General features: G+C 44.1%; 14 protein-coding genes. 6 read left to right on the top strand and 8 right to left on the bottom strand.

The features are described 5' to 3' along the window. Positions 1–86 precede the first annotated feature (86 nt). The 3 genes from F0364_RS19270 to F0364_RS19260 all read right to left on the bottom strand — a co-directional run bounded on the left by F0364_RS19270 (position 87) and on the right by F0364_RS19260 (position 5,522). Complete coding sequence (locus F0364_RS19270) at positions 87–2,378, bottom strand: GumC family protein (RefSeq protein WP_207632769.1); 2,292 nt, start codon at positions 2,376–2,378, stop codon at positions 87–89. Positions 2,379–2,475: 97 nt separating this feature from the next. Next, positions 2,476–3,237, bottom strand: coding sequence for a polysaccharide biosynthesis/export family protein (locus F0364_RS19265; RefSeq protein WP_207632768.1), 762 nt, complete (start codon positions 3,235–3,237; stop codon positions 2,476–2,478). 146 nt (positions 3,238–3,383) lie between these two features. Continuing rightward, positions 3,384–5,522, bottom strand: a complete 2,139-nt coding sequence (locus tag F0364_RS19260; protein ID WP_153799434.1) for a carboxy terminal-processing peptidase — start codon at positions 5,520–5,522, stop codon at positions 3,384–3,386. Positions 5,523–5,878: 356 nt separating this feature from the next. Between F0364_RS19260 and F0364_RS19255 the strand changes: the two genes are divergently transcribed. Next, complete coding sequence (locus tag F0364_RS19255) at positions 5,879–6,463, top strand: RNA polymerase sigma factor (protein ID WP_207632767.1); 585 nt, start codon at positions 5,879–5,881, stop codon at positions 6,461–6,463. Further along, a complete protein-coding gene (locus F0364_RS19250; protein ID WP_153799432.1) occupies positions 6,456–7,211 on the top strand; it encodes a tetratricopeptide repeat protein in 756 nt (251 codons plus the stop codon). The genes F0364_RS19255 and F0364_RS19250 overlap by 8 nt, the downstream gene beginning before the upstream one ends. A 231-nt stretch (positions 7,212–7,442) precedes the next feature. On the opposite strand, the gene F0364_RS19245 is transcribed toward F0364_RS19250, so the two are convergent. The 3 genes from F0364_RS19245 to F0364_RS19235 all read right to left on the bottom strand — a co-directional run bounded on the left by F0364_RS19245 (position 7,443) and on the right by F0364_RS19235 (position 12,434). Next, on the bottom strand, positions 7,443–10,223 hold the full coding sequence (locus F0364_RS19245) for a CHAT domain-containing protein (RefSeq protein WP_153799431.1): 2,781 nt from the start codon (positions 10,221–10,223) through the stop codon (positions 7,443–7,445). A gap of 230 nt (positions 10,224–10,453) precedes the next feature. After that, positions 10,454–11,434 (bottom strand): hypothetical protein, encoded by a 981-nt coding sequence (locus F0364_RS19240; RefSeq protein WP_153799430.1) that lies wholly within the window; start codon positions 11,432–11,434, stop codon positions 10,454–10,456. A 178-nt stretch (positions 11,435–11,612) separates the two neighbouring features. After that, on the bottom strand, positions 11,613–12,434 hold the full coding sequence (locus tag F0364_RS19235) for a hypothetical protein (RefSeq protein ID WP_207632766.1): 822 nt from the start codon (positions 12,432–12,434) through the stop codon (positions 11,613–11,615). A gap of 156 nt (positions 12,435–12,590) precedes the next feature. Here F0364_RS19235 and F0364_RS19230 point away from each other — a divergent pair, with 156 nt between their 5' ends. Then, positions 12,591–12,734 carry a hypothetical protein gene (locus tag F0364_RS19230; RefSeq protein WP_153799429.1) on the top strand — a complete coding sequence of 48 codons (144 nt, stop codon included), beginning with the start codon at positions 12,591–12,593 and terminating at the stop codon, positions 12,732–12,734. A 22-nt stretch (positions 12,735–12,756) separates the two neighbouring features. Here the strand turns inward: F0364_RS19230 and F0364_RS19225 are convergent, their stop codons facing one another. After that, the gene (locus F0364_RS19225) at positions 12,757–13,179 is read right to left on the bottom strand and encodes a DUF4293 domain-containing protein (RefSeq protein WP_153799428.1); all 423 of its coding nucleotides are present in this window, start codon (positions 13,177–13,179) and stop codon (positions 12,757–12,759) included. A gap of 184 nt (positions 13,180–13,363) precedes the next feature. Here F0364_RS19225 and pruA point away from each other — a divergent pair, with 184 nt between their 5' ends. Together pruA and F0364_RS19215 are read left to right on the top strand one after the other, a co-directional pair. Further along, the gene (pruA, locus tag F0364_RS19220; RefSeq protein WP_153799427.1) at positions 13,364–14,995 is read left to right on the top strand and encodes an L-glutamate gamma-semialdehyde dehydrogenase; all 1,632 of its coding nucleotides are present in this window, start codon (positions 13,364–13,366) and stop codon (positions 14,993–14,995) included. Positions 14,996–15,278: 283 nt separating this feature from the next. Beyond that, positions 15,279–16,532 carry an alkaline phosphatase family protein gene (locus F0364_RS19215; RefSeq protein ID WP_153799426.1) on the top strand — a complete coding sequence of 418 codons (1,254 nt, stop codon included), beginning with the start codon at positions 15,279–15,281 and terminating at the stop codon, positions 16,530–16,532. 186 nt (positions 16,533–16,718) lie between these two features. Here F0364_RS19215 and F0364_RS19210 read toward each other — a convergent pair whose 3' ends face one another. Further along, positions 16,719–17,462, bottom strand: a complete 744-nt coding sequence (locus F0364_RS19210; protein WP_235921158.1) for a menaquinone biosynthetic enzyme MqnA/MqnD family protein — start codon at positions 17,460–17,462, stop codon at positions 16,719–16,721. Between the two features lie 134 nt (positions 17,463–17,596). Between F0364_RS19210 and purB the strand changes: the two genes are divergently transcribed. Beyond that, entirely contained in the window at positions 17,597–18,943 is a 1,347-nt protein-coding gene (gene purB, locus F0364_RS19205; protein WP_153799424.1) for an adenylosuccinate lyase, read from the top strand. Positions 18,944–18,956 lie beyond the last annotated feature (13 nt).

The following is an 18,956-nucleotide window of genomic DNA, read 5'->3' as shown; positions in this document are numbered from 1 at the left end:
AATACAGCTCCGCCACCTCACTCACAGAGAGTAACTTTTTCATTATTTAAAATTACATTTAATCACAGCCCTTCGCTGCGGCTTTATTACTTTTTAAGCCGGAAAAATTTAAGCACTTTATCTATCAGGGTCTCTTCTGCCATACCGTATTGCCCATACCCATAACCATAGCCGTAGCCATAATTGTAACCATAGCCATAGCCCATGGTACGGGTATCTTTAATACCGTTTACAATAATACCCATGCGCTTAAATTTCCGCTCTTTATTTAGCTTATCAACAAAGGCAATGGTTGTTTTGTAAGAGTACTGATGCCTCAACATAAAGAAGCAGAAATCCACATACTTATCTTTAAGGAAACCATCTGCCACCAACCCTACCGGGGATGTATCTATCACTACATAATCAAAGTTCTTTTTGGCCCAATCAAACAAAGTAGAGAGTTTACTGCTCATCAGTAGCTCGATAGGGTTGGGTGGTAATGGGCCGGATGCAATTACACTCACATGATCTACCCCGGGTATTTTTATCAATAGCTCTTCAGGGGTAATACTGTGGTTAACAATAAAATCAGTTAGCCCGTACTTGGCTTGTATATTAAAATATTTTGAGAAGGATGGTTTTCTAAGGTCCATTTCAATCAGCAGCACTTTTGTTTCATTGTTAGACAGGCTGCCCGCCAGGTTTACAGAAGCAAAGCTTTTACCTTCTCCGCTCATGAACGATGTAACCAGCATTGTTTTTACCTGGTTGTTAGCATCACCCAAATATTGAAGATTAGCACGTATTAACCTGAACTGCTCGGCCAGGATACCCCTGCTTTTGGGGTTAATAACAGAACCAGACCCCTTTTTGGTAAATGACAACTCTCCTATAACCGGCACCGTTGTTCCTGCCTCAATTTGTTTTCTATCCTGTAATTTGTTGTCAAAAAAATCAAGCAGCAACATTACCACGACCGGAATAACAATACCTAAAAACACGGCAAAGTTAATAACCTGCGCCTTGTTTGGCTTTATTACCCCCTGGTCAAAGGCAGCATCTACAACACGAGTGTTGTTTATGTTGGAAGCCATGGAAAGTTCTGTTTCTTCTTTCTTCTGCAGAAGATATAGGTACAAAGCTTCTTTTACACCGCTTTGTCTTTTAAGGTTCAGCAGATCCCGTTCCTTTTTTGGTAATGCGGCCAGTTTATTATCAAACTCTGTTTGTTTACCGCCAAGTGTATTTAGCCTTTGTAAATAGCTTTTCTTTACGCCTTCTATACTTTTAATCAGTGAGTTCTTAAGTTCAGCCAATTCACCTTTCAAACGTATGAGTGTAGGGTCTTTGTCGGTGCTTATTTTGCTTTGATTCTGATACAGGATAACATTCTCATCATAATCCTGTATCAGCTTTTCAACAGCAGGTTCCTTCAGCAGCCCGTTTGCAGGTATTATGTCTCCCAATGTTTTTGTGTTACGGATATATTTTTCCAGCGACTCCAGCATTTGCAGTTGAACTTCCTGCTCCATCTTCTGGTTATCGAACTCCATTGATTGGCTGAGGAATTGCGAGCCCGCTGCGGAAAAGTCTGTTATTTTACTTTCCCGCTTAAATGCTTCTGCCTTGCCCTCAATTTCATCCAATTCCCCTGACACAGATGCTATCCTGTCGTTTAAAAAAGAGATTGTCTTAAACCCAACTACATTCTTATCGGTAAGCCCTGCCGTATTATAAGCCTCCACCAGTTTATTAATAATATCTATTGCCCTTTGCGGTATCTCATCCAGCATTGAAATTTCAATGATATTACCCATATCATTCATCTTCTGCACATAAATACCGCCCCTGATGGAACGGGCTATTGGCGCTGCTTCAGCAATGATAAGCGTATAACCTTCCTTGTCTGGTTTAATCTTTGTATTGCGCCTTGCATAAAGCTTTTTACCGGCAAAACTGAAAGTATCGTTGTAACGATAATAACTTTTACTGTTTCCCCGCTCTATAAGAAACCTGTCGTGGTAAACGAACAGCTTGTAAACTCCGGGAATAAATTTTGAGGTATCTGTTTTAACACGCTTAATAACTACCGGCAGGTTATCTCCATACAAGGGTGATGATGCAATCCTGCCCTGCGCAACCATTTGTATCTGCAGATCCAGGGAATCTACTATGCCCAGGGAGAGTTCAAAAGATTCAAGGATATTTATCTGATCCTGCACCTGCCGGCTGCCGGGCATAACACCCAATTCTTTCAAAATACGATAGTCAGATGATGACTCTTCATCTTCCTTTATCAAAACATAGGAAGATACCTTATGCAGCCTGGGTGTATAACGCAGATATAAGCGGGCCACCGTATAACAAAGAATAACAGACAGTATTATCCAAGGCAAAAAGCTAACCATTTTCAATATAAACCGCTTTATATCAAACTGGGTGCCTGATGCTGCCGTAACTTCAGATTCTTGATTTGAAACAGGATAACTCATGTCAATTCCTAAATATGGCCAGAAATAGAGCTATAATACCAGTTACCGCACCCAATACAGAAATTGTCTTCGAGAAATTTTCGCTTACAAACCTGTTCTTTTGTGCTTCAACGTAAATAATGTCTGCCCTGTTTATGTAGTAGTCCGGTGAATTAAGAATATTTTTATCGTTAAAGTCTAACGTAATGATTTCTCTTTTACCGTTATCGTCCCGGATGATTTTAACCCTGTCCCTGCGGGAATACGGGGTCATATCCCCAGCCATGGCAATCGCTTCAAAAAGATTAATTTTTTCGTTGGTACTATTAAAATAGCCGGGGCTTTTCACCTCGCCGAGTACGGTGAACTTGAAGTTTAAAAACTTAAGCGATACAATAGGGTTTTTAAGATAAACAGCATAGCCTTTGGTTATGGCATCCCTGGCTTCATCTCTTGTTAAACCTGCTATATGAATTTTTCCAGCTAAAGGTAATTCAATGTTGCCATCTATATCAACCATGTTTTGTATGCCACCCGTGGAACCTGCCCCACCAGTTAAGTATTGATTGATGTACTCTGTTGCCTTTTCGTTTTCACCACCCACCCTTACTTCAATCTGGTCGTTTACCTGTATTGTTTGCTGTGGAATTTTAATCTCATTCAAAGCCAATCTTGAAGTATCGGGAAGGTTATTAAAATAAGTTGCTTTTTTTATATCTACACAGGCAGTTATAAACAAAAATGGTAGAATCAATAGATAAGCACATGCAGTAGGTTTATTCATAATCATTTACGGACTCCACGCAAATTTATACATAACAAATGGAAATACAACCGATAACGCTTTTTTAATCACTATTTAAAACAATAACAAAGGCCCGCTTGGCGGGCCTTTGTTATTGTACTATACTCTTCGCGTATATTTATATATTACCGTTGGGCGGTAGAGTTTGTAGCTGCGTCTGCCATATCTGCAACAATCTTAACGCTGGCATTTATATAAAGGTCTGTCTTAAGGTTCTTAAGCCATTGCTGAAAACGTTCGCCTTTTGCCTTGTCTTCATTTTTGAAGAATTTGTCCGCATCAGACGCTATGGGTTGTATATCCATCGGCTGTGCAATTTTGGCAAGGCTGTCATTCTGTTTTGCTTTGTCTCTTAAAACTTTCTGATCCTCTTTATACTTATTAATATTAAGGCTATACTCTTTATTTATATTTTGGCCGAGGAATGAGGTGTTGCTGCGTATGGTTTTAAACGCGAAGCTTGTGTCAACTCGTTCAGCGGCTTTTTGAATGATGGGGCCGAGATTATAGCTGCTGTTCCATGCGTCATAGGTGGATTTCTGAATCTGATCCCACTGCAAAGCCGCAGGATTGTCTTTTTCCCTGAACTTAAAATAATCAAATGCATCCGGCATCACCACATCAGGCGTTACACCTTTCAACTGGGTTGAGCCACCATTAACACGGTAATACTTCTCAAATGTGAGTTTCAAAAACCCGTACTCTGTAGAGCCCGTAAAAGGATCCAGTGCCCTGCCAAGTGGCAGGTTTTTTTGAACGGTGCCCTTACCATAAGTTGAAGTGCTGCCTACCACAATGCCCCTTTTATAATCCTGTATGGCTGCGGCAAAAATTTCGGAGGCAGATGCGCTTAACTCGTTTACCATTACCACCAAGGGGCCATCATATAAAACCGAGTCATCATTGTCCCGCCATGTATCCTGGTCAATTTGACCATTTCTTTCCTTTACCTGCACTACCGGTCCGTTCTTAATAAACAAACCTACCATCTTCACAACTTCAAGCAAAGAACCGCCGCCGTTGCTCCTAAGGTCCAGTACAATACCACTTACATTTTCTTTCTTAAGCTTTACCAGTTCTTTTGCCACATCAACAGAAACACGGCTGCCTTCAGGGTTTTCAAAATCTGCATAAAACTCCGGAACATATATATAGCCGGTTTTCTTCTTTCCTTCTGTTACAACAGCACTGCGTGTAAGTGCTTCATCTTCCACTATTTTATCGCGTATTAAAGCAATGGTTTGCAAAGTGCCGTCAGATTTTTTTAGCGTAAGCTTTACTTCAGTTCCTTTTTCGCCGCGAATTAGTTTTACAGCATCTTCTGTTGCATAACCGGTAAGGTCAACCGGCTCTTCGTTGCCCTGGGCTACTTTAACAATCGCATCATTCACCTGCACTTTACCGCTCTTCCAGGCTGGGCCGCCGGTAATAAGGCTTACTATTTTTATAGAACCGTCTTCCTCCCTCAGTTGGGCGCCAATACCAAAAAACTTGCGGCTCATGTCTTCATCAAAAGCCCTTTTTTCAATTGGGGGAAAATAATTGGTATGTGGGTCCATTTCACCTGTAACCGTATTAACATAACTGTTGAACTGCTCGTTCTCGTCAAACTTAATTTTGAGCCTGTTATACACACGGTCAACAGCTTTCAGCACTTTCTCCCTTGCTTCTTTTTCAAGGTCTACGTCTGTTTTTTTGGCAATGCTGTCAATATTTTTGTTTTTCTCTCTTTGCTCCTGCAAGTCTATGTATCTCTCAAGCGCCATCCATTTCAAACGTTTTCTCCAAACTTCTTTTCTTTCAGCCTCGTTAGCGGCAAAATCAAGTTTATCGCCATCCAGTACAGCGGTTTCATTAACGGTAAAATCAAAAGGTTTAGCCAGTATATCTTTATAAACCAACATTACCTCAGCCAGCCTTTTTTTGTAAATAGCGCCTGCGGAAGGAAAAAATTGCATCGGCGCTCCATGAATTTCATCATCCAGTGTTGTTTCATATTTCTTTAACTGGTCAATATCCGGCTTTAGAAAAAGGTTTTTATCCCCATCAAGCACATCAAGGTAGTTTTTAAACACTTTACGGGAAAAAGTATCGTCAATTTGACGTGGACTGTAATGCCTTTGTTCCAGGATGTTCCCAATGGCGGTTAGCAATTTTTGCTGCCTGGCTTTTACATCTTCATTGCTTCCCTTACCGGTAAAAGCCCAAAATGTTCCACCCACAACCATTATTAAAATAAATGGCAAAACTTTTCTGCTCATCATAATTCTAAAAATTTTATTTAGCATGCCTTTCAAAAATAATCTATTCGGTTAACTTTTAACCCAATAATTGCCGCCAATTAACAAAGGTTTGTACCGTAAGCCTATTAATTTTTACCGACGGTTTTGTCATTACATGGCCGGAAATTTCTTTTGGCACTTAGCTGAAATGCTACTATTAGGCTTTCGTTGTGTCACTCACTTATACGGTTGGTTTTTCATGGCGGCATTTCAGGCCCGGATAGGTAAACCGGCAATTTCTCGGAATATACTGTGGCCCATAAAATATTTAATAATTTAAAGTTACATTATTATCATAACGGCAACCAATACGCGGAGATACAGCCATAGCCATGAATATGACACAGGAAGAAATTCTTCAGAACCTGAAAAGCGCCGACATAAACAGCAGCGTAACATTTTTATACAGTAACTATTTTGAGCAGGTGGTACGCAGCATAGCATCTACCGGGGGCAACCGGCAGGATGGCGCCGATATTTTCCAGGAAGCGGTAATAGTGCTGATTGACAAGGTAAAAACCGGTGCTTTCAAGCAACAAAGCGGTGTAGGCACTTTTCTGCTGGCCATTGCAAAAAACCTTTGGCTTCATGAAATGCGCACCAGGGGGCGCCGGGTAAAAAGAGAGAAAATGTTTATGCAGGATGTGCCCACCGGCCAGGAACCGGAAAGCCGGGTAGCTAACCCTGCCGGCAGGTACAGCATTACACAACTGTTGCAAAGCACCGGCGAAGTATGCATGAAAATCCTTACCGGCTTTTATTACCAGGACAAGAGCATGCGGGAATTACTGGAAGAGTTTAATTATGAAAACGAACAGGTGCTGCGCAACCGGAAAAGCAAATGCATGAAAAAAATAAAAGACCTGCTTAGCGCAGATAAAAACTTATTGGAAAACCTTAAAAACCTTTCTATGTATGAGTAACAGTTTACAAACAGACTACATATTGGATGAATTGCTGAAAGGCCGCCTTACCCTTGATGAAGCTACGGCACAACTGCGGCAGGAAGGTGTGGAAGATACGGCCATGGAGATAAACCTGCACAAAGCCGCGGCGGTGGCCATACAGCGCTACAACATAATACAGCAGGTAAGCCGGGTACACGGGGAGTTTACAGCATCCGGTAAACCAACGGGGCGTATTGTAAGCATGCAACCCTTTAAAATATTGCTGCGTGCAGCAGCGGCCATATTAGTTATTGCCGGGCTTTGGTTTGTTTATCAGTACGCTACGGTAACCGATAACAGCATGTATGCCGAGATTTACCAGCCGTATGAACTAAACACCGACAGAAGCCAGCCGACAGACCCGCCCCCAAACGGCCTGGTAGAACTATTCAGAAAAAAAGACTATGCCGGAGTTACCAAACTTTACCCCGGCATTGAAAAGCCTGGCAACCGGGAAAAATTCCTTGCCGGTTTTTCCAACCTGCAAACAGGAAATTACGGCCAGGCAGAGGCTTTGTTCAGGGAAATACTGGAGCAAAGCACACAGGGCGGCACAGGGCTGTATAGCGATGAAGCAGAGTTTTACCTTGGCCTGGTACTGCTGAAACTGGGGAAAAATGAAGAAGCGGTGGGCTATTTCAAAAAAATAAAGGAGAACCCTTTTCATACCTTTCATGCCAGGGTTAACCGCTGGACGCTAACAAGATTGCAATGGCTTGACTAATATACCGCCCTGCTGTTTTGCATGCTGGCAGGCTTACCTGTAATAGTAATAGCAACCGCTAAAATGTTGAATAAAGCAGAGTTGGGAAGAAAATGCCGGGTGAGGGATTGAAGCGGATACCCCGGTGAGGCCATCGCAGCCGGGCTTTTGTGCCGGAGTATGAGCGAAAAGCCCGGCCCGAGGTACGAGGGACACCCCCTTGATTATTTTTAACAACCACTACAAAAGCCGTTACTTAAGTAACTGTACCACCCGCTTTCTTACTATCCACCATATTGACAGCGCCAAGAGAAAAATACCGAACCAGGCATATTTACGTAACGTAATCCCGCTTTGATAATGCTGCTTGCCTGCATAAACAAAATTTCCCCAGTAATTGGGCGTTTTATACAGCACGCTTAACTTATCATCGTTCAGCAAATCTATTTTGGCCAGCCGCAAAGCTTTTTGCGGGGGAATTTTTTGTTGCAGGTAATAATGCACCCGTTGCATGAGCAAAGCAGCAACCCTGTCTTCTGTTTTCCATAAGGTTGAAATAACACCATCGCTGCCCGCATACATAAATGCACGGGAAAGGCTTAACAACCCCTCGCCGGAACTGTTGGCGCCGCCGGCAGTTTCGCAGGCGCTTAGTATTACCAGTTCTGTCTGGTGAAGGTTGAGGTTGTAAATCTCGTGCAGGTAAAGCCTGTTATTGATGTTCATGCTATCCGCAGGATAAAACTGTATCCAGTTGCCGGTTGAGTTTTCAGTACCCATACTGGCATGTGTAGCCAGGTGCACCAGCTTGTAAGCAGGGGCGTTTTCTACAAAACTTTGCCTGGTGGCTTCCGCGGATTTCAGTATCCATTTGCCTGCCGTATCAAGCCCTGAAGCGGAAAAAGGAAGGCCTGGCAAACCCGTACCTGCAGTGGCCGCATCTGGCGCAACGTAGGGCGCAAACACAATTGCTTTGTTTTTACCGCCGGCCTGCAACGTACTTTTCTGCAATAAAAGCGCAAAAGAATAGTGATAACTTATGGTTTTATCAAGCAAGAGGTAATGCCGTTGCTTTTCATCGGTAACCAGTGCATCAAAAGGCAGGTAATTGAGCATACCATCAGGAACAATTACCAGGTTTTCGCTGTTTGCCGTAATACTGTTTACCGGGTTAAACAGGCTTTGATACAACTGCGCGGCAGAGGCATACCCGTTGTACCTTCTACCCTCTTGCAGGCTGTAGGTTTCTTCTAGAAAAAGCTTTACCGCCCTTGTAAAAGCGGCATCCATATTTATTTTCCGGGCGACCGCTTTGCCTTTATTAATGGCCACAACATACATAACAGAATCGCCGGCGTAATAATTGAGCAAGGCGGTGTTATCATCAATTTCATGCTGCAGTTGCTTTACCATACCGGCAGGGCTATTAACTTCTGACAGGAAAAAGCTGTAACCGGGATCTTTCTCATACAGTTTTTGAATCCTGGATAATTCCACCTGCAACTGCAATATTTTAGCCTGCAGGCCGGCAGCATCTGTTTCTGAAGTGCTGCTTAACCGGGATGTGTACAAAGCAAGCAATTGCTTTGTGTATCGTTCTTTAACTTTAATACTGCCGGGTATTTTGGCAGAAGATTTAAGCTCTATACTGCGCAGGTTTTGATACAAAGCATTACCCTTATAATTTTCGATAATGTAAAGCAGTTTGTTAATAACAGCGGGGTTATTCTCTGAGGCTGTGAAAGCGGCTTCTACTGCCCGGGAATAAATTTGCCTGTATTGCTCATTAAAAAAAATACGGGCTTCATCATTATCAAAACTACGCTTGATATACCCGGCTGTTTGTATAGCTTTTAAAAAGCATTCTACTGATGCATCCAGCATATCCCGGCTGCCTGTTACCTTATAACGGTTAAAAAGCAGCGAAGCTTTAGCCTGTAAAATTTCGAACAACGTTATATGGCTTACAGCTTTTGACACATCTGCCGGAATATCAAAACGGTTTTTAAGTGTAAAATCAAGGTGCACTTCTTCAAGCGCCCGGTTACACCAGCCTATGGCTTCTTCTGCCAGGCCCTGGCGGCGGGCAAGTTCGCTACGGTATAGAAGTGCCAGCGCTGCCTCTTTGTTTTTAGCGGGATATTGTATTTTTCTTACCACGGCTATGGCAGAATCGAAATAATTTTCTGCTAACTGCCAATGGCCTTTTTGAATATAAATACGCCCAAGGTCGTTCAATGCCTTTACATGGTTTAACCCCTCTTTGCCCGGCAGTTGGTTGTAAAGCGCCAGGGCGCTGTCGTAATGCCCTAACCTGAAATAAGTATGCGCTGTATTTTGCAGTATTATTTCTTTGTTTATGGAATAACGGGCCAGTGACTTGTAAATAAACAGCGCCTCGTTATACTGGTTCATGCGCAGCAAACAGTTGGCAATATTGCTCCTGATGCTTACATACAATTCTTCATAACCTTCTGCCCCCTGCTGCAGTGCCTGCAAAGCCCTTTCAAAATAATTTTTAGCCTGCTGGTAGTTGGCGCTTTCAAAATAAATGGCGCCCAGGGAGTTGAACAACCGCTCCTGCTCCGGCAGGGTTGCGCTTTCAGGCCCCGATGCCATGGATGAAGCCATTTCAAAATAATGCCTGGCGCTATCCATAGTATTGCTGAAATAAAAAGATGAACCGATATAAAGGCAAGCCTCGTAACGGAGTGCCTTGTGCCTGAGGTACCGGCTATTGATGGACAGCGCATGATGGTACATTTGATTAGACTGGCTGTACCGCTGGTATGTTTGATGTATGTTGCCTGCCTTTATTAAACTTTCAACAGCAAGTTTATAGTCTTTACGTGCAGCCAGCGCACTATTGGCACAGGCTGTAAAAAGCTGTAAGGCCACACTATCTGACTCCGGCGTAGGCGACGGGTTATTATACAGCGCAATGGCTTTATTAAACTGTTGCCGGTAATTGCTAAACTGGTATTGCCTGGCCAGCGAAAAAAAAGCAGGCAGCAGGAGCAGGCAGGATACCAAACTTGCTTTTTTATTGAGTAAACCGGCAGGCGCCAGCAAATGCAGGCGCAGAACAACAGGAGATGAAAAAGCCTGCCAACATTTTATGAGCAGCTTAAGGAACAACAGAGGTGCGATAGGTTTGTTTTTTACGCTGGTGCAACAACCCGGCAACACCGGGATTACAACATGCGTAAAAATAAGTAAACCCGGAAACTTATCCCGGGTTTTACGTTGAATGAAATTGGGGGTTATTTTGTGTACTGGCTTACGATAATAATGATTGGTGGCCGTTTCATTTTAGACTGGAACCTGAAAGCCGAAAAAGCATCCATACCGTCCCCGTAAATATAATCGCCGGAAAGATCGGCTTCTTCCTGCCCGCGGCTATTTACTGCTGCGGCAAGCAACCTGCGGTTATTTAATTCCGCCAACAGGGATGCCGGTATGTCCGAACGTTTTTTGTAATGGTACACCCTTACGGTAATCTTGTTGAGCGCCATGTTGCTGGCATCGTTAAGACGATAGTAGAAAGTAAAATCTTTCCTAAGGTCATTGGCCGGGTTGGATGAGCCGAATATACCCGCATGAAAAGATGCTTCCACATCTATCGTTCCGCGTTTTTCATCTACCAGTAACTTGTCCTGTATAACACCGGGAATATCATCATTGCCATCATTGTTCAAATCTGTTTCATCAAATACGCATCCATTGTCATCATCATCGTCGTCGTCATCATCGCCAGAACCACAGGGCAGCGCCAATGTAGTATTGGCATTATAGATAGGGAAAGCCGTATCGTAGGCTACCGGGGTTTTCTTTATTTCATAAATGGCATCCCTATAATCAATACCGGAAATAACAATCTTAACGCTGTCCAGCAATTTACCAGTGGGGGATATATAGTATATCTTGTACCGGAGACCTGTTTCGCTAAGGGTTACATTAATACGGCCGGTTGCACTGTCAAGGCGGAGGCCAAGTGGGTTGGCCTTGAAATAACCGGCAGCGGCGGGCTTACTTACAGGCAAAACGGTATAATTGCCAGCCTGGTTTTTAAGGTAAAACAAACTTTTACCGTAAGACAACCTTCCCGTACGGGCATTTTCTGTACCCGCTTCTGTTGAGGTTGCTTCCTCTACACTATCCGGAAGTTGGTTGTCCACGTTTTTTCTGCAGGCTGCAAGGCCATAAATAGCCAGCGCTAATAAAAAGTACTTCAGGTTAGCCATGTTACTGTATTTAAATATCAGTTGCCGTTATTAGCGTTTTGTAACCATTAAATTTTTATTTGGTTACCGGTATTTTCTACAGGGTGCAAAACAAATAGTAAACAAGCAGGATAAGAAATGGTTTTTCACAGATAAAAAGAAATAAAAGAAAGGATTATTGTGCTGCAACTGCAAATTATCAGGGCGCAGGCACAAGCTGTATGGCCGATACAGTTTGGGGAGGGGTTATATCAAAAGGCTCGGATGAAGATTTGGGAACAGGTGCATTGGCAAAAAGCCTTAGTGTGCCGGCCATGGAGTCTTCCACTTTTTTAATTCTTACGGTTACCCTGGGCAGCGAACCGCTGGAGCCATCGTTACGTTTGCGCACATTAACCACTTCCAGCGCTACAAGGCCCAGGTTGGCGCCCTGCAGGTTACCATTCAATGGGGAATAGTTGATGCTTACATCACCATCGTACACTACCGCCAGTATTGTTTTTCCAATCAGCATTTTAAGCCCCCTGGCACGCAACGGCGTAACGTTGGGTATTTTATCCAGCAATACTTCGGGGCTTTCGCCGGTGCCAAGGCCTTTACCGGCAGCCAGGTAATTGCGGGAGCCATTGGTGGTAGGGCCCGCATTCTTCCAGCTATTGGGTATGGATTTTAAGGCAAACCACCCTTCATCACCCACTTCGCCGGTAAACAGGTCAATAGTTTTGCCTACGTTATTAGAAAAATACCGCAGTTTCTGGCGCAGGCCCACCCTGGCAAGCTTGTCGTTAACATCTGTTTCAGAAAAGTTATTGGGCGGGTTGCCATTGTCAATACTTTCTTCATCAATTACCAGTAATACAGATTGTGTTGCGGTACGTTCTGTAGTTGCATCCTCCGCAATTTCTTCCTGCTGTTGCGGTTGTTGCGGCATGGCGTTTTCTTTCTGGCAGGCAGTAAACAGCAACATTACTATGCCCGCCGGTAAAAAGCTCTTGTAATACTTACCAAAATTGAATCTCATAACCTAAGTTTTTAATTTTTAATGAATGATTGGTTAAAGACCGGTCTGGTAAATAGTTGCCTTAAGGCTTTTTATGTAACCGCCTTTGCTGATATTTTTTTGACAAAAAAAGTATGGGAGAAAGAAATGCTTAAGTTGGTGCGGCTTTAAAACTTTGTGACTGCAGCTATAGCAAAAGAAAATGCCCTGCATGAGTTTACCATGATGAAAGCCTGTTACAGCCTGCTGAATAGAATTACAGAACGCACAAGAGTGCGACGCAAGCAAAGCCCCATAGCTGTAATGCTGCCGGGCCCATAATTGTATTTATCCCGTACGGCTGTTATCGGAGCCTGTCAACACTTTTAATGAGCTTCTGGTCGCGGTAAATGCCTCGGGCGGCAAGGAATAAAAATACAGGCACCAGGAAGGGGAAGAAGGCTGTAAAATCATAATTACCCTGGTCAGGAATAAACTTCTTTGTCTGCAAAAAATAAAGCACCACAATAAGTATGGAGATAACAGCCGTTGCAAGAGTTAACCGTATTTGCATCTTGCGGTCTTTGTATAAAAATATTATTACAAGAGCAGCTATAGCAACGGCAACAGTAAGTATCAGTATAGGGATATTATTCATTGCGGTGAGGCTGGAAAACAATGGTTTGTTTTCAACCAGCTTATTGCCACTGTAAAAAGAAAGCTTTAAGGTTAAAAAGGCACAGGCTGATGCAGCCAGCAACCAAAGTGTTTGTACACGTTGTATCATAACAACAGGTGGTTTTTATTTTTCACAAATCTCAAGGTTAGGCAGTCAAATTCCAAATAACATTTGGTACAGCCTTTTTGTTTTCACCGCATCAAATATGGGCAATTGTTGGCTAATAAACGAATAACACATGTTAGCCTGAATGATTAACTTGCGCCCATTTACTTTTCTAAATACAGCATATATGAGTCTTGGATACTTTAGTTACCCGATGCCTGTAAACGAGCCGGTTTTGCAATATGCACCGGGCTCTGTAGAAAAAGCGGCATTAAAGAAAACGCTGGCCGAGCTTAAAAAAAAGCAAACGGAAGTGCCCATGTATATTGGCGGCAAAGCCATTAAAACCGGCAAAAAGGTTAGGATGCACCCCCCACATGAAATTGAACATACCCTTGGCTTTTACCACGAAGGCGAAGAGAAGCATGTAAAACAGGCAATAGACGCGGCGCTGAAAGCCAGGCAATCCTGGGCGGCACTACCCTGGGAAGACAGGGCGCATATATTCTTAAAAGCCGCCGACCTTATTGCCACCAAATACCGTACGTACATGAACGGCACTACCATGCTGGGCCAGAGCAAGAACGCTTACCAGGCCGAGATTGACAGCGCCTGCGAGATAATAGATTTCCTGCGTTTTAATGTGCACTTTTTAAGCGAGATATACAAGCAGCAACCCATCTCCTCCCCCGGTATGCATAACCGCACAGAGTGGCGCCCCCTGGAAGGCTTTGTACTGGCCGTAACACCGTTTAACTTTACGGCCATTGGCGGTAACCTGCCCACCAGCGCCGCCATGTGTGGCAATGTGGTAGTATGGAAGCCGGCCCACACGCAGGTGTACAGCGCACAAATGTTTATGCGTATTTTAAAAGAAGCCGGCCTGCCCGATGGTGTTATTAACCTGATATACGTAGACGGCCCTGTTTTGGGCAAAGTATGCTTCTCCCACCCAGATTTTGCCGGCGTGCATTTCACCGGCTCTACCGGTGTATTTAACCAAATGTGGAAGACCATTGGGGAAAACATAGCCAACTACAAATCTTACCCACGCATTGTTGGCGAAACCGGTGGTAAAGATTTTGTGATGGTGCATAAAAGCGCCGATGCGGATGTGGTGGCCACCGCCCTTGCCCGTGGCGCTTTTGAATTCCAGGGGCAAAAATGTTCGGCCGCATCCAGGGCTTACCTGCCATCTAACATAGCTGAAGAAGTAAAGGCCCGCCTGGTGGCACAGGTACAAAGCATGAAAATGGGCACCGTGGAAGATTTCAGCAATTTTATTAATGCCGTAATTGATGAAAGGAGCTTTGATAAAATAAGCTCGTACATAGACAATGCTAAAAAAGACAAGAAAGCCAAAATACTGGTGGGCGGCAACTATAATAAAACCGAGGGCTATTTTATTGAGCCTACCGTTATAGAAACCAAAGACCCGAAGTATGTAACCATGTGCGAAGAGATATTTGGCCCGGTGTTAACGCTGTACGTTTACGATGCTGATAAGTTTGAAGAAACACTGGCATTGGTTGACGGCACATCGTCTTACGCGTTAACAGGCTCTATTATTGCGCAGGACAGGGATGCCGTTATACTGGCTACCGAAAAGCTGCGTTACGCTGCCGGTAACTTTTACATTAACGATAAGCCCACCGGCGCTGTAGTTGGCCAGCAGCCTTTTGGCGGCGCCCGTGCCAGCGGCACCAACGATAAGGCCGGCAGTATGCTAAACCTTTTTCGCTGGTTAAGCGCCAGAACGGTTAAAGAAACGTTTAACCCGCCAACGGGTTATCATTACCCGTTTTTGAAAGAGAGCTAAGAACCGCAAAAGCCCTTCCCTTACCCGGAGAAGGGCTTTTTTAAGGGCGCCTGCCAAAGGCACCGGGCTTTCCGCTCATACTCCGGCACAGGGCCTGCACACAAAGCCTTCACCGGGGTATCCGCTGCAATCCCTGGCGCGGTGGTGACACAGCGCAATACCTCACCACACTGTTCCGGTTGAAGCACCGTTTAAGTACAACCATTGTTTTATATTTGCGGCCATTGTTCAAGGTAAATTAATATGCCTTGTTTACAGCCGTAACTATTTTTACAAAAAACACATGCGTAGAATACTGCCCTTATTACTCCTGTTATTGCCCGGTGCGGTTGTTGCCCAGGTTGATACCACACAAAAGATTATTGAAGGGAGGATCAATACCGCCGAACAGCAGCAAAAACCTTATGTAATACTTATTTCCGCCGATGGCTTCCGCTACGACCTTGCGGATAAATACAATGCAGAGAACATAAAGCGATTAAGATCTGCCGGTGTTGCAGCCGCATCCATGCAGCCCTCCTACCCTTCCTTAACTTTCCCCAATCACTATACCATTGTAACAGGGCTTTACCCCTCTCACCACGGTTTGGTTGACAATACGTTTTTTGATGCCCAAAAAAACGCTACCTATAAAATGAGCAACCGCAAAGCTGTAGGGGATAGCAGCTATTACGGCGGCACACCTCTTTGGGTTTTGGCAGAACAACAGGGCATGCTTTCCGCAAGTTTTTACTGGGTAGGTTCCGAAACGGCTGTACAGGGCATACGCCCAACATACTACTATTTGTACAACGATAAAATTGATATAGATACCCGCATACAGGCCGTAAAAAACTGGCTGACATTACCGCCGGAAAAAAGGCCCCACATGATTACCTTTTATTTTCCGGAAGTTGACCATGAAGAACATACTTACGGCGTTGACTCCAGGCAAACGGAAGAAGCGGTACGCTTTGTGGATGAAAGCGTGGGTAAAATGGTTCGCATGACAGACTCGCTGCAACTGCCGGTGAACTACGTGTTTGTATCAGACCACGGCATGACGGCCATTGATACACTGCATACTTTGCAACTGCCCGCTGCCATAGATACCACACAGTTTACTATACCCGATGGCGACCTGCTGCTGCACCTATATGCTAAAGACAAAAGCTTTATTAAACCAACCTACAAGGCATTAAAAAAACAAGCCGTAGATTTTGATGTGTACCTGGCCAAAAATGCACCGCGCCATTGGCACTACCGAAAAAAAGACGACGGTTACCACCGGATTGGAGATTTGTTGCTGGTGCCTAAATACCCAAAAGTGTTTAACCTTAAAAACCGCAAGCCCCACCCCGGCAGACATGGCTATGACAATGCCATGCAGGATATGCAGGCCAGCTTTTATGCCTGGGGGCCTGCCTTTAAAGAAAACCTTCAGATAGGATCGTTCAGTAACGTGCACGTGTACCCCATGATAGCCAAAATGCTTGGCCTTAAGGTTACCGGAAAAATTGACGGGAAAGAGAAAGTGTTGAACGGGATACTTAAGTAGCAGTTTTTGTTTCTGCCGCCGGAGGCAGCAGAACAAAACTACAATGCGGGAAAAGCTGAATAGCGAACAAGGCGTACAAGAGTGCGACGCAAGCAAAGCCTCATAGCAATTCCTCCTGCCGGGCCCATAATAACACCCCTTCAGGGGATGAGGGTTCAGTAAATGACCGCAGGGCATTGCTTATTGCTATAGCTGTTGCAATAACTCCAGGAATTTATTCATGCCTTTGCGTTTTTCATCGTCCAGCACATAACTGATGTTATGGGTGTAATACTCACGCAGGTTATAATTACTGTGATTATTTTCGGCAATAACCGCGTCAAGCTGATTGAGCCCAACACTGTTGGCCTGGTTAAACAAGTTAATGAAATCAGCAGGCAGTTGTTTGTTGCTTATCCACGCCGCGAACACAAAAGGCAGGCCCGTAAAATGCTTCCAGTTGCCGGCAAGGTCGTATACATAAGGCGATACCTTGCGCTGCGCTAAAGCCCTGTCGCCAATAACAACGCCGGCAGTAGTGCCTGTTATTTGAGAGATATAGTTTTCTTTGGCGTCTTCCAACACCATGTCTTTTTTCCAGTAATGCTTCAGCAATACTTTAAACAGGTTAACGGAAGTACGGCTTTGATAATCCAGCAATACTTTTTCAATATTATCAAAGGGCACTTCGCTAAACAGGCATACGCTAGCCACATCGTTCACCGCGCCAATACAATAATCGCTTACGATATGCCATTCTTTTAACCTTGGTATAACCGCTACAGGAACAAGACCTGCGTCAATTTCATCGGCCACCAGCATGGCTGCTATTTTTGCCGGGTACGCTTCTGTTAATTCAACCTGGTTCATTAATTCCTGAGACCTTGTGATGCCGTATAGTAATGGCTTTGTATTCAAATAACTAACAGCACCAACTTTTATCTTCTTCAATTCAGCTATTTTTGCGTGCAAAGAAAAAGGATTTTCCTATATGCCAGCCGCAGGGGCTGTAAGTAATACCCACACGCTGGCCACACTTGCGATGACCGCCAACAGCGCTCTTACGCATTAAAACACAACACTGAATGGAATTAAATAACCTGACAGCAATTTCCCCTGTTGATGGCCGTTACCGTAAACAGGTTGCTTTCCTTGATGAGTACTTTTCTGAGTTTGCCCTTATTAAATACCGTGTTATTGTGGAAGTAGAATACTTTCTATTCCTGGCAGATAAAAAGTTTTTCAAGCTGCCCGCCAAAGCCAGGCAACGCTTTAAACTGGTGGCCGAAAATTTTTCGCTGGATGATGCGCAACAGATAAAACAAATTGAAAGTGTTACCAACCATGATGTAAAGGCTGTTGAATACTTTTTGAAAGAACAACTGGATAAAGCCGGCGCCCCTGAGTTGAAAGAGTGGATACATTTTGGACTTACCTCTCAGGACATCAACAATACATCCATACCGCTTAGCTGGAAGCACTGCATGGAACATGAATACCTGCCTGCCATTATTAACATGCAGAACAACCTGGCCATACTGGCCGCACAATGGAAGGATGTATCTATGCTGGCACGTACGCATGGTCAGCCTGCATCCCCCACCAAACTGGGCAAAGAGATTATGGTTTTTACCGAAAGGCTGGATAACCAGGTACAGCTTTTCTCTTACATACCTTACGCGGCCAAATTTGGCGGCGCCACAGGCAATTTTAATGCACACCATATAACTTTCCCCAAAAAGAACTGGGTTACGCTGGGCAACGAATTTGTAGAAGGCGTATTGGGCCTGCAGCGCATGCAGTTTACCACGCAGATTGAACACTACGATAACCTGGCAGCACACTTTGACAATATTAAACGCATCAACAATATACTGATTGACCTGTGCCGCGACATGTGGACCTACATTAGCATGGATTATTTTAAACAGCAGGTTAAGAAAGGAGAAGTAGGATCCAGCGCCATGCCGCACAAGGTAAACCCTATTGATTTTGAAAACGCGGAAGGCAACCTGGGCATCGCCAATGCGCTGCTGGAACATTTATCGGCGAAACTGCCGGTATCAAGGCTGCAACGCGACCTTACGGATTCCACAGTGCTGCGCAACCTGGGTGTGCCGGTATCGCATACCCTGATAGCTATTAAATCTATTGAAAAAGGGCTGGGCAAACTTTTACTGAATGAAGCCAAGCTGAAAGAAGACCTGGAAAATAACTGGGCTGTGGTGGCAGAGGCGATACAAACCATACTGAGAAGGGAGAACTACCCCAACCCTTACGAAGCCTTGAAAGAACTGACACGGGGTAAAAACCAGATAAACAAACAATCTATACATGCCTTTATTAGCAGCTTGAAAATAAGTGGAGAACTTAAGAAAGAGTTGAAAGCTATTACCCCGCATAACTACACAGGAATTGCTGCGGAGTATTAGATTTTGTAATTTT

The sequence above is a fragment of the Foetidibacter luteolus genome (assembly GCF_009650435.1).
GTDB classification, from domain to species: Bacteria; Bacteroidota; Bacteroidia; order Chitinophagales; family Chitinophagaceae; genus Foetidibacter; species Foetidibacter luteolus.
This window is presented reverse-complemented; position numbering and strand designations above follow the sequence as displayed.

Excerpts from the sequence above, each read along its gene's own strand:
- F0364_RS19265 (WP_207632768.1), bottom strand. The coding sequence starts at position 3,237 with ATGAATAAACCTACTGCATGTGCTTATCTATTGATTCTACCATTTTTG.
- F0364_RS19260 (WP_153799434.1), bottom strand. The coding sequence starts at position 5,522 with ATGATGAGCAGAAAAGTTTTGCCATTTATTTTAATAATGGTTGTGGGT.
- F0364_RS19255 (WP_207632767.1), top strand. The coding sequence starts at position 5,879 with ATGACACAGGAAGAAATTCTTCAGAACCTGAAAAGCGCCGACATAAAC.
- F0364_RS19250 (WP_153799432.1), top strand. The coding sequence starts at position 6,456 with ATGAGTAACAGTTTACAAACAGACTACATATTGGATGAATTGCTGAAA.
- F0364_RS19240 (WP_153799430.1), bottom strand. The coding sequence starts at position 11,434 with ATGGCTAACCTGAAGTACTTTTTATTAGCGCTGGCTATTTATGGCCTT.
- F0364_RS19235 (WP_207632766.1), bottom strand. The coding sequence starts at position 12,434 with ATGAGATTCAATTTTGGTAAGTATTACAAGAGCTTTTTACCGGCGGGC.
- F0364_RS19225 (WP_153799428.1), bottom strand. The coding sequence starts at position 13,179 with ATGATACAACGTGTACAAACACTTTGGTTGCTGGCTGCATCAGCCTGT.
- pruA (WP_153799427.1), top strand. The coding sequence starts at position 13,364 with ATGAGTCTTGGATACTTTAGTTACCCGATGCCTGTAAACGAGCCGGTT.
- F0364_RS19215 (WP_153799426.1), top strand. The coding sequence starts at position 15,279 with ATGCGTAGAATACTGCCCTTATTACTCCTGTTATTGCCCGGTGCGGTT.
- purB (WP_153799424.1), top strand. The coding sequence starts at position 17,597 with ATGGAATTAAATAACCTGACAGCAATTTCCCCTGTTGATGGCCGTTAC.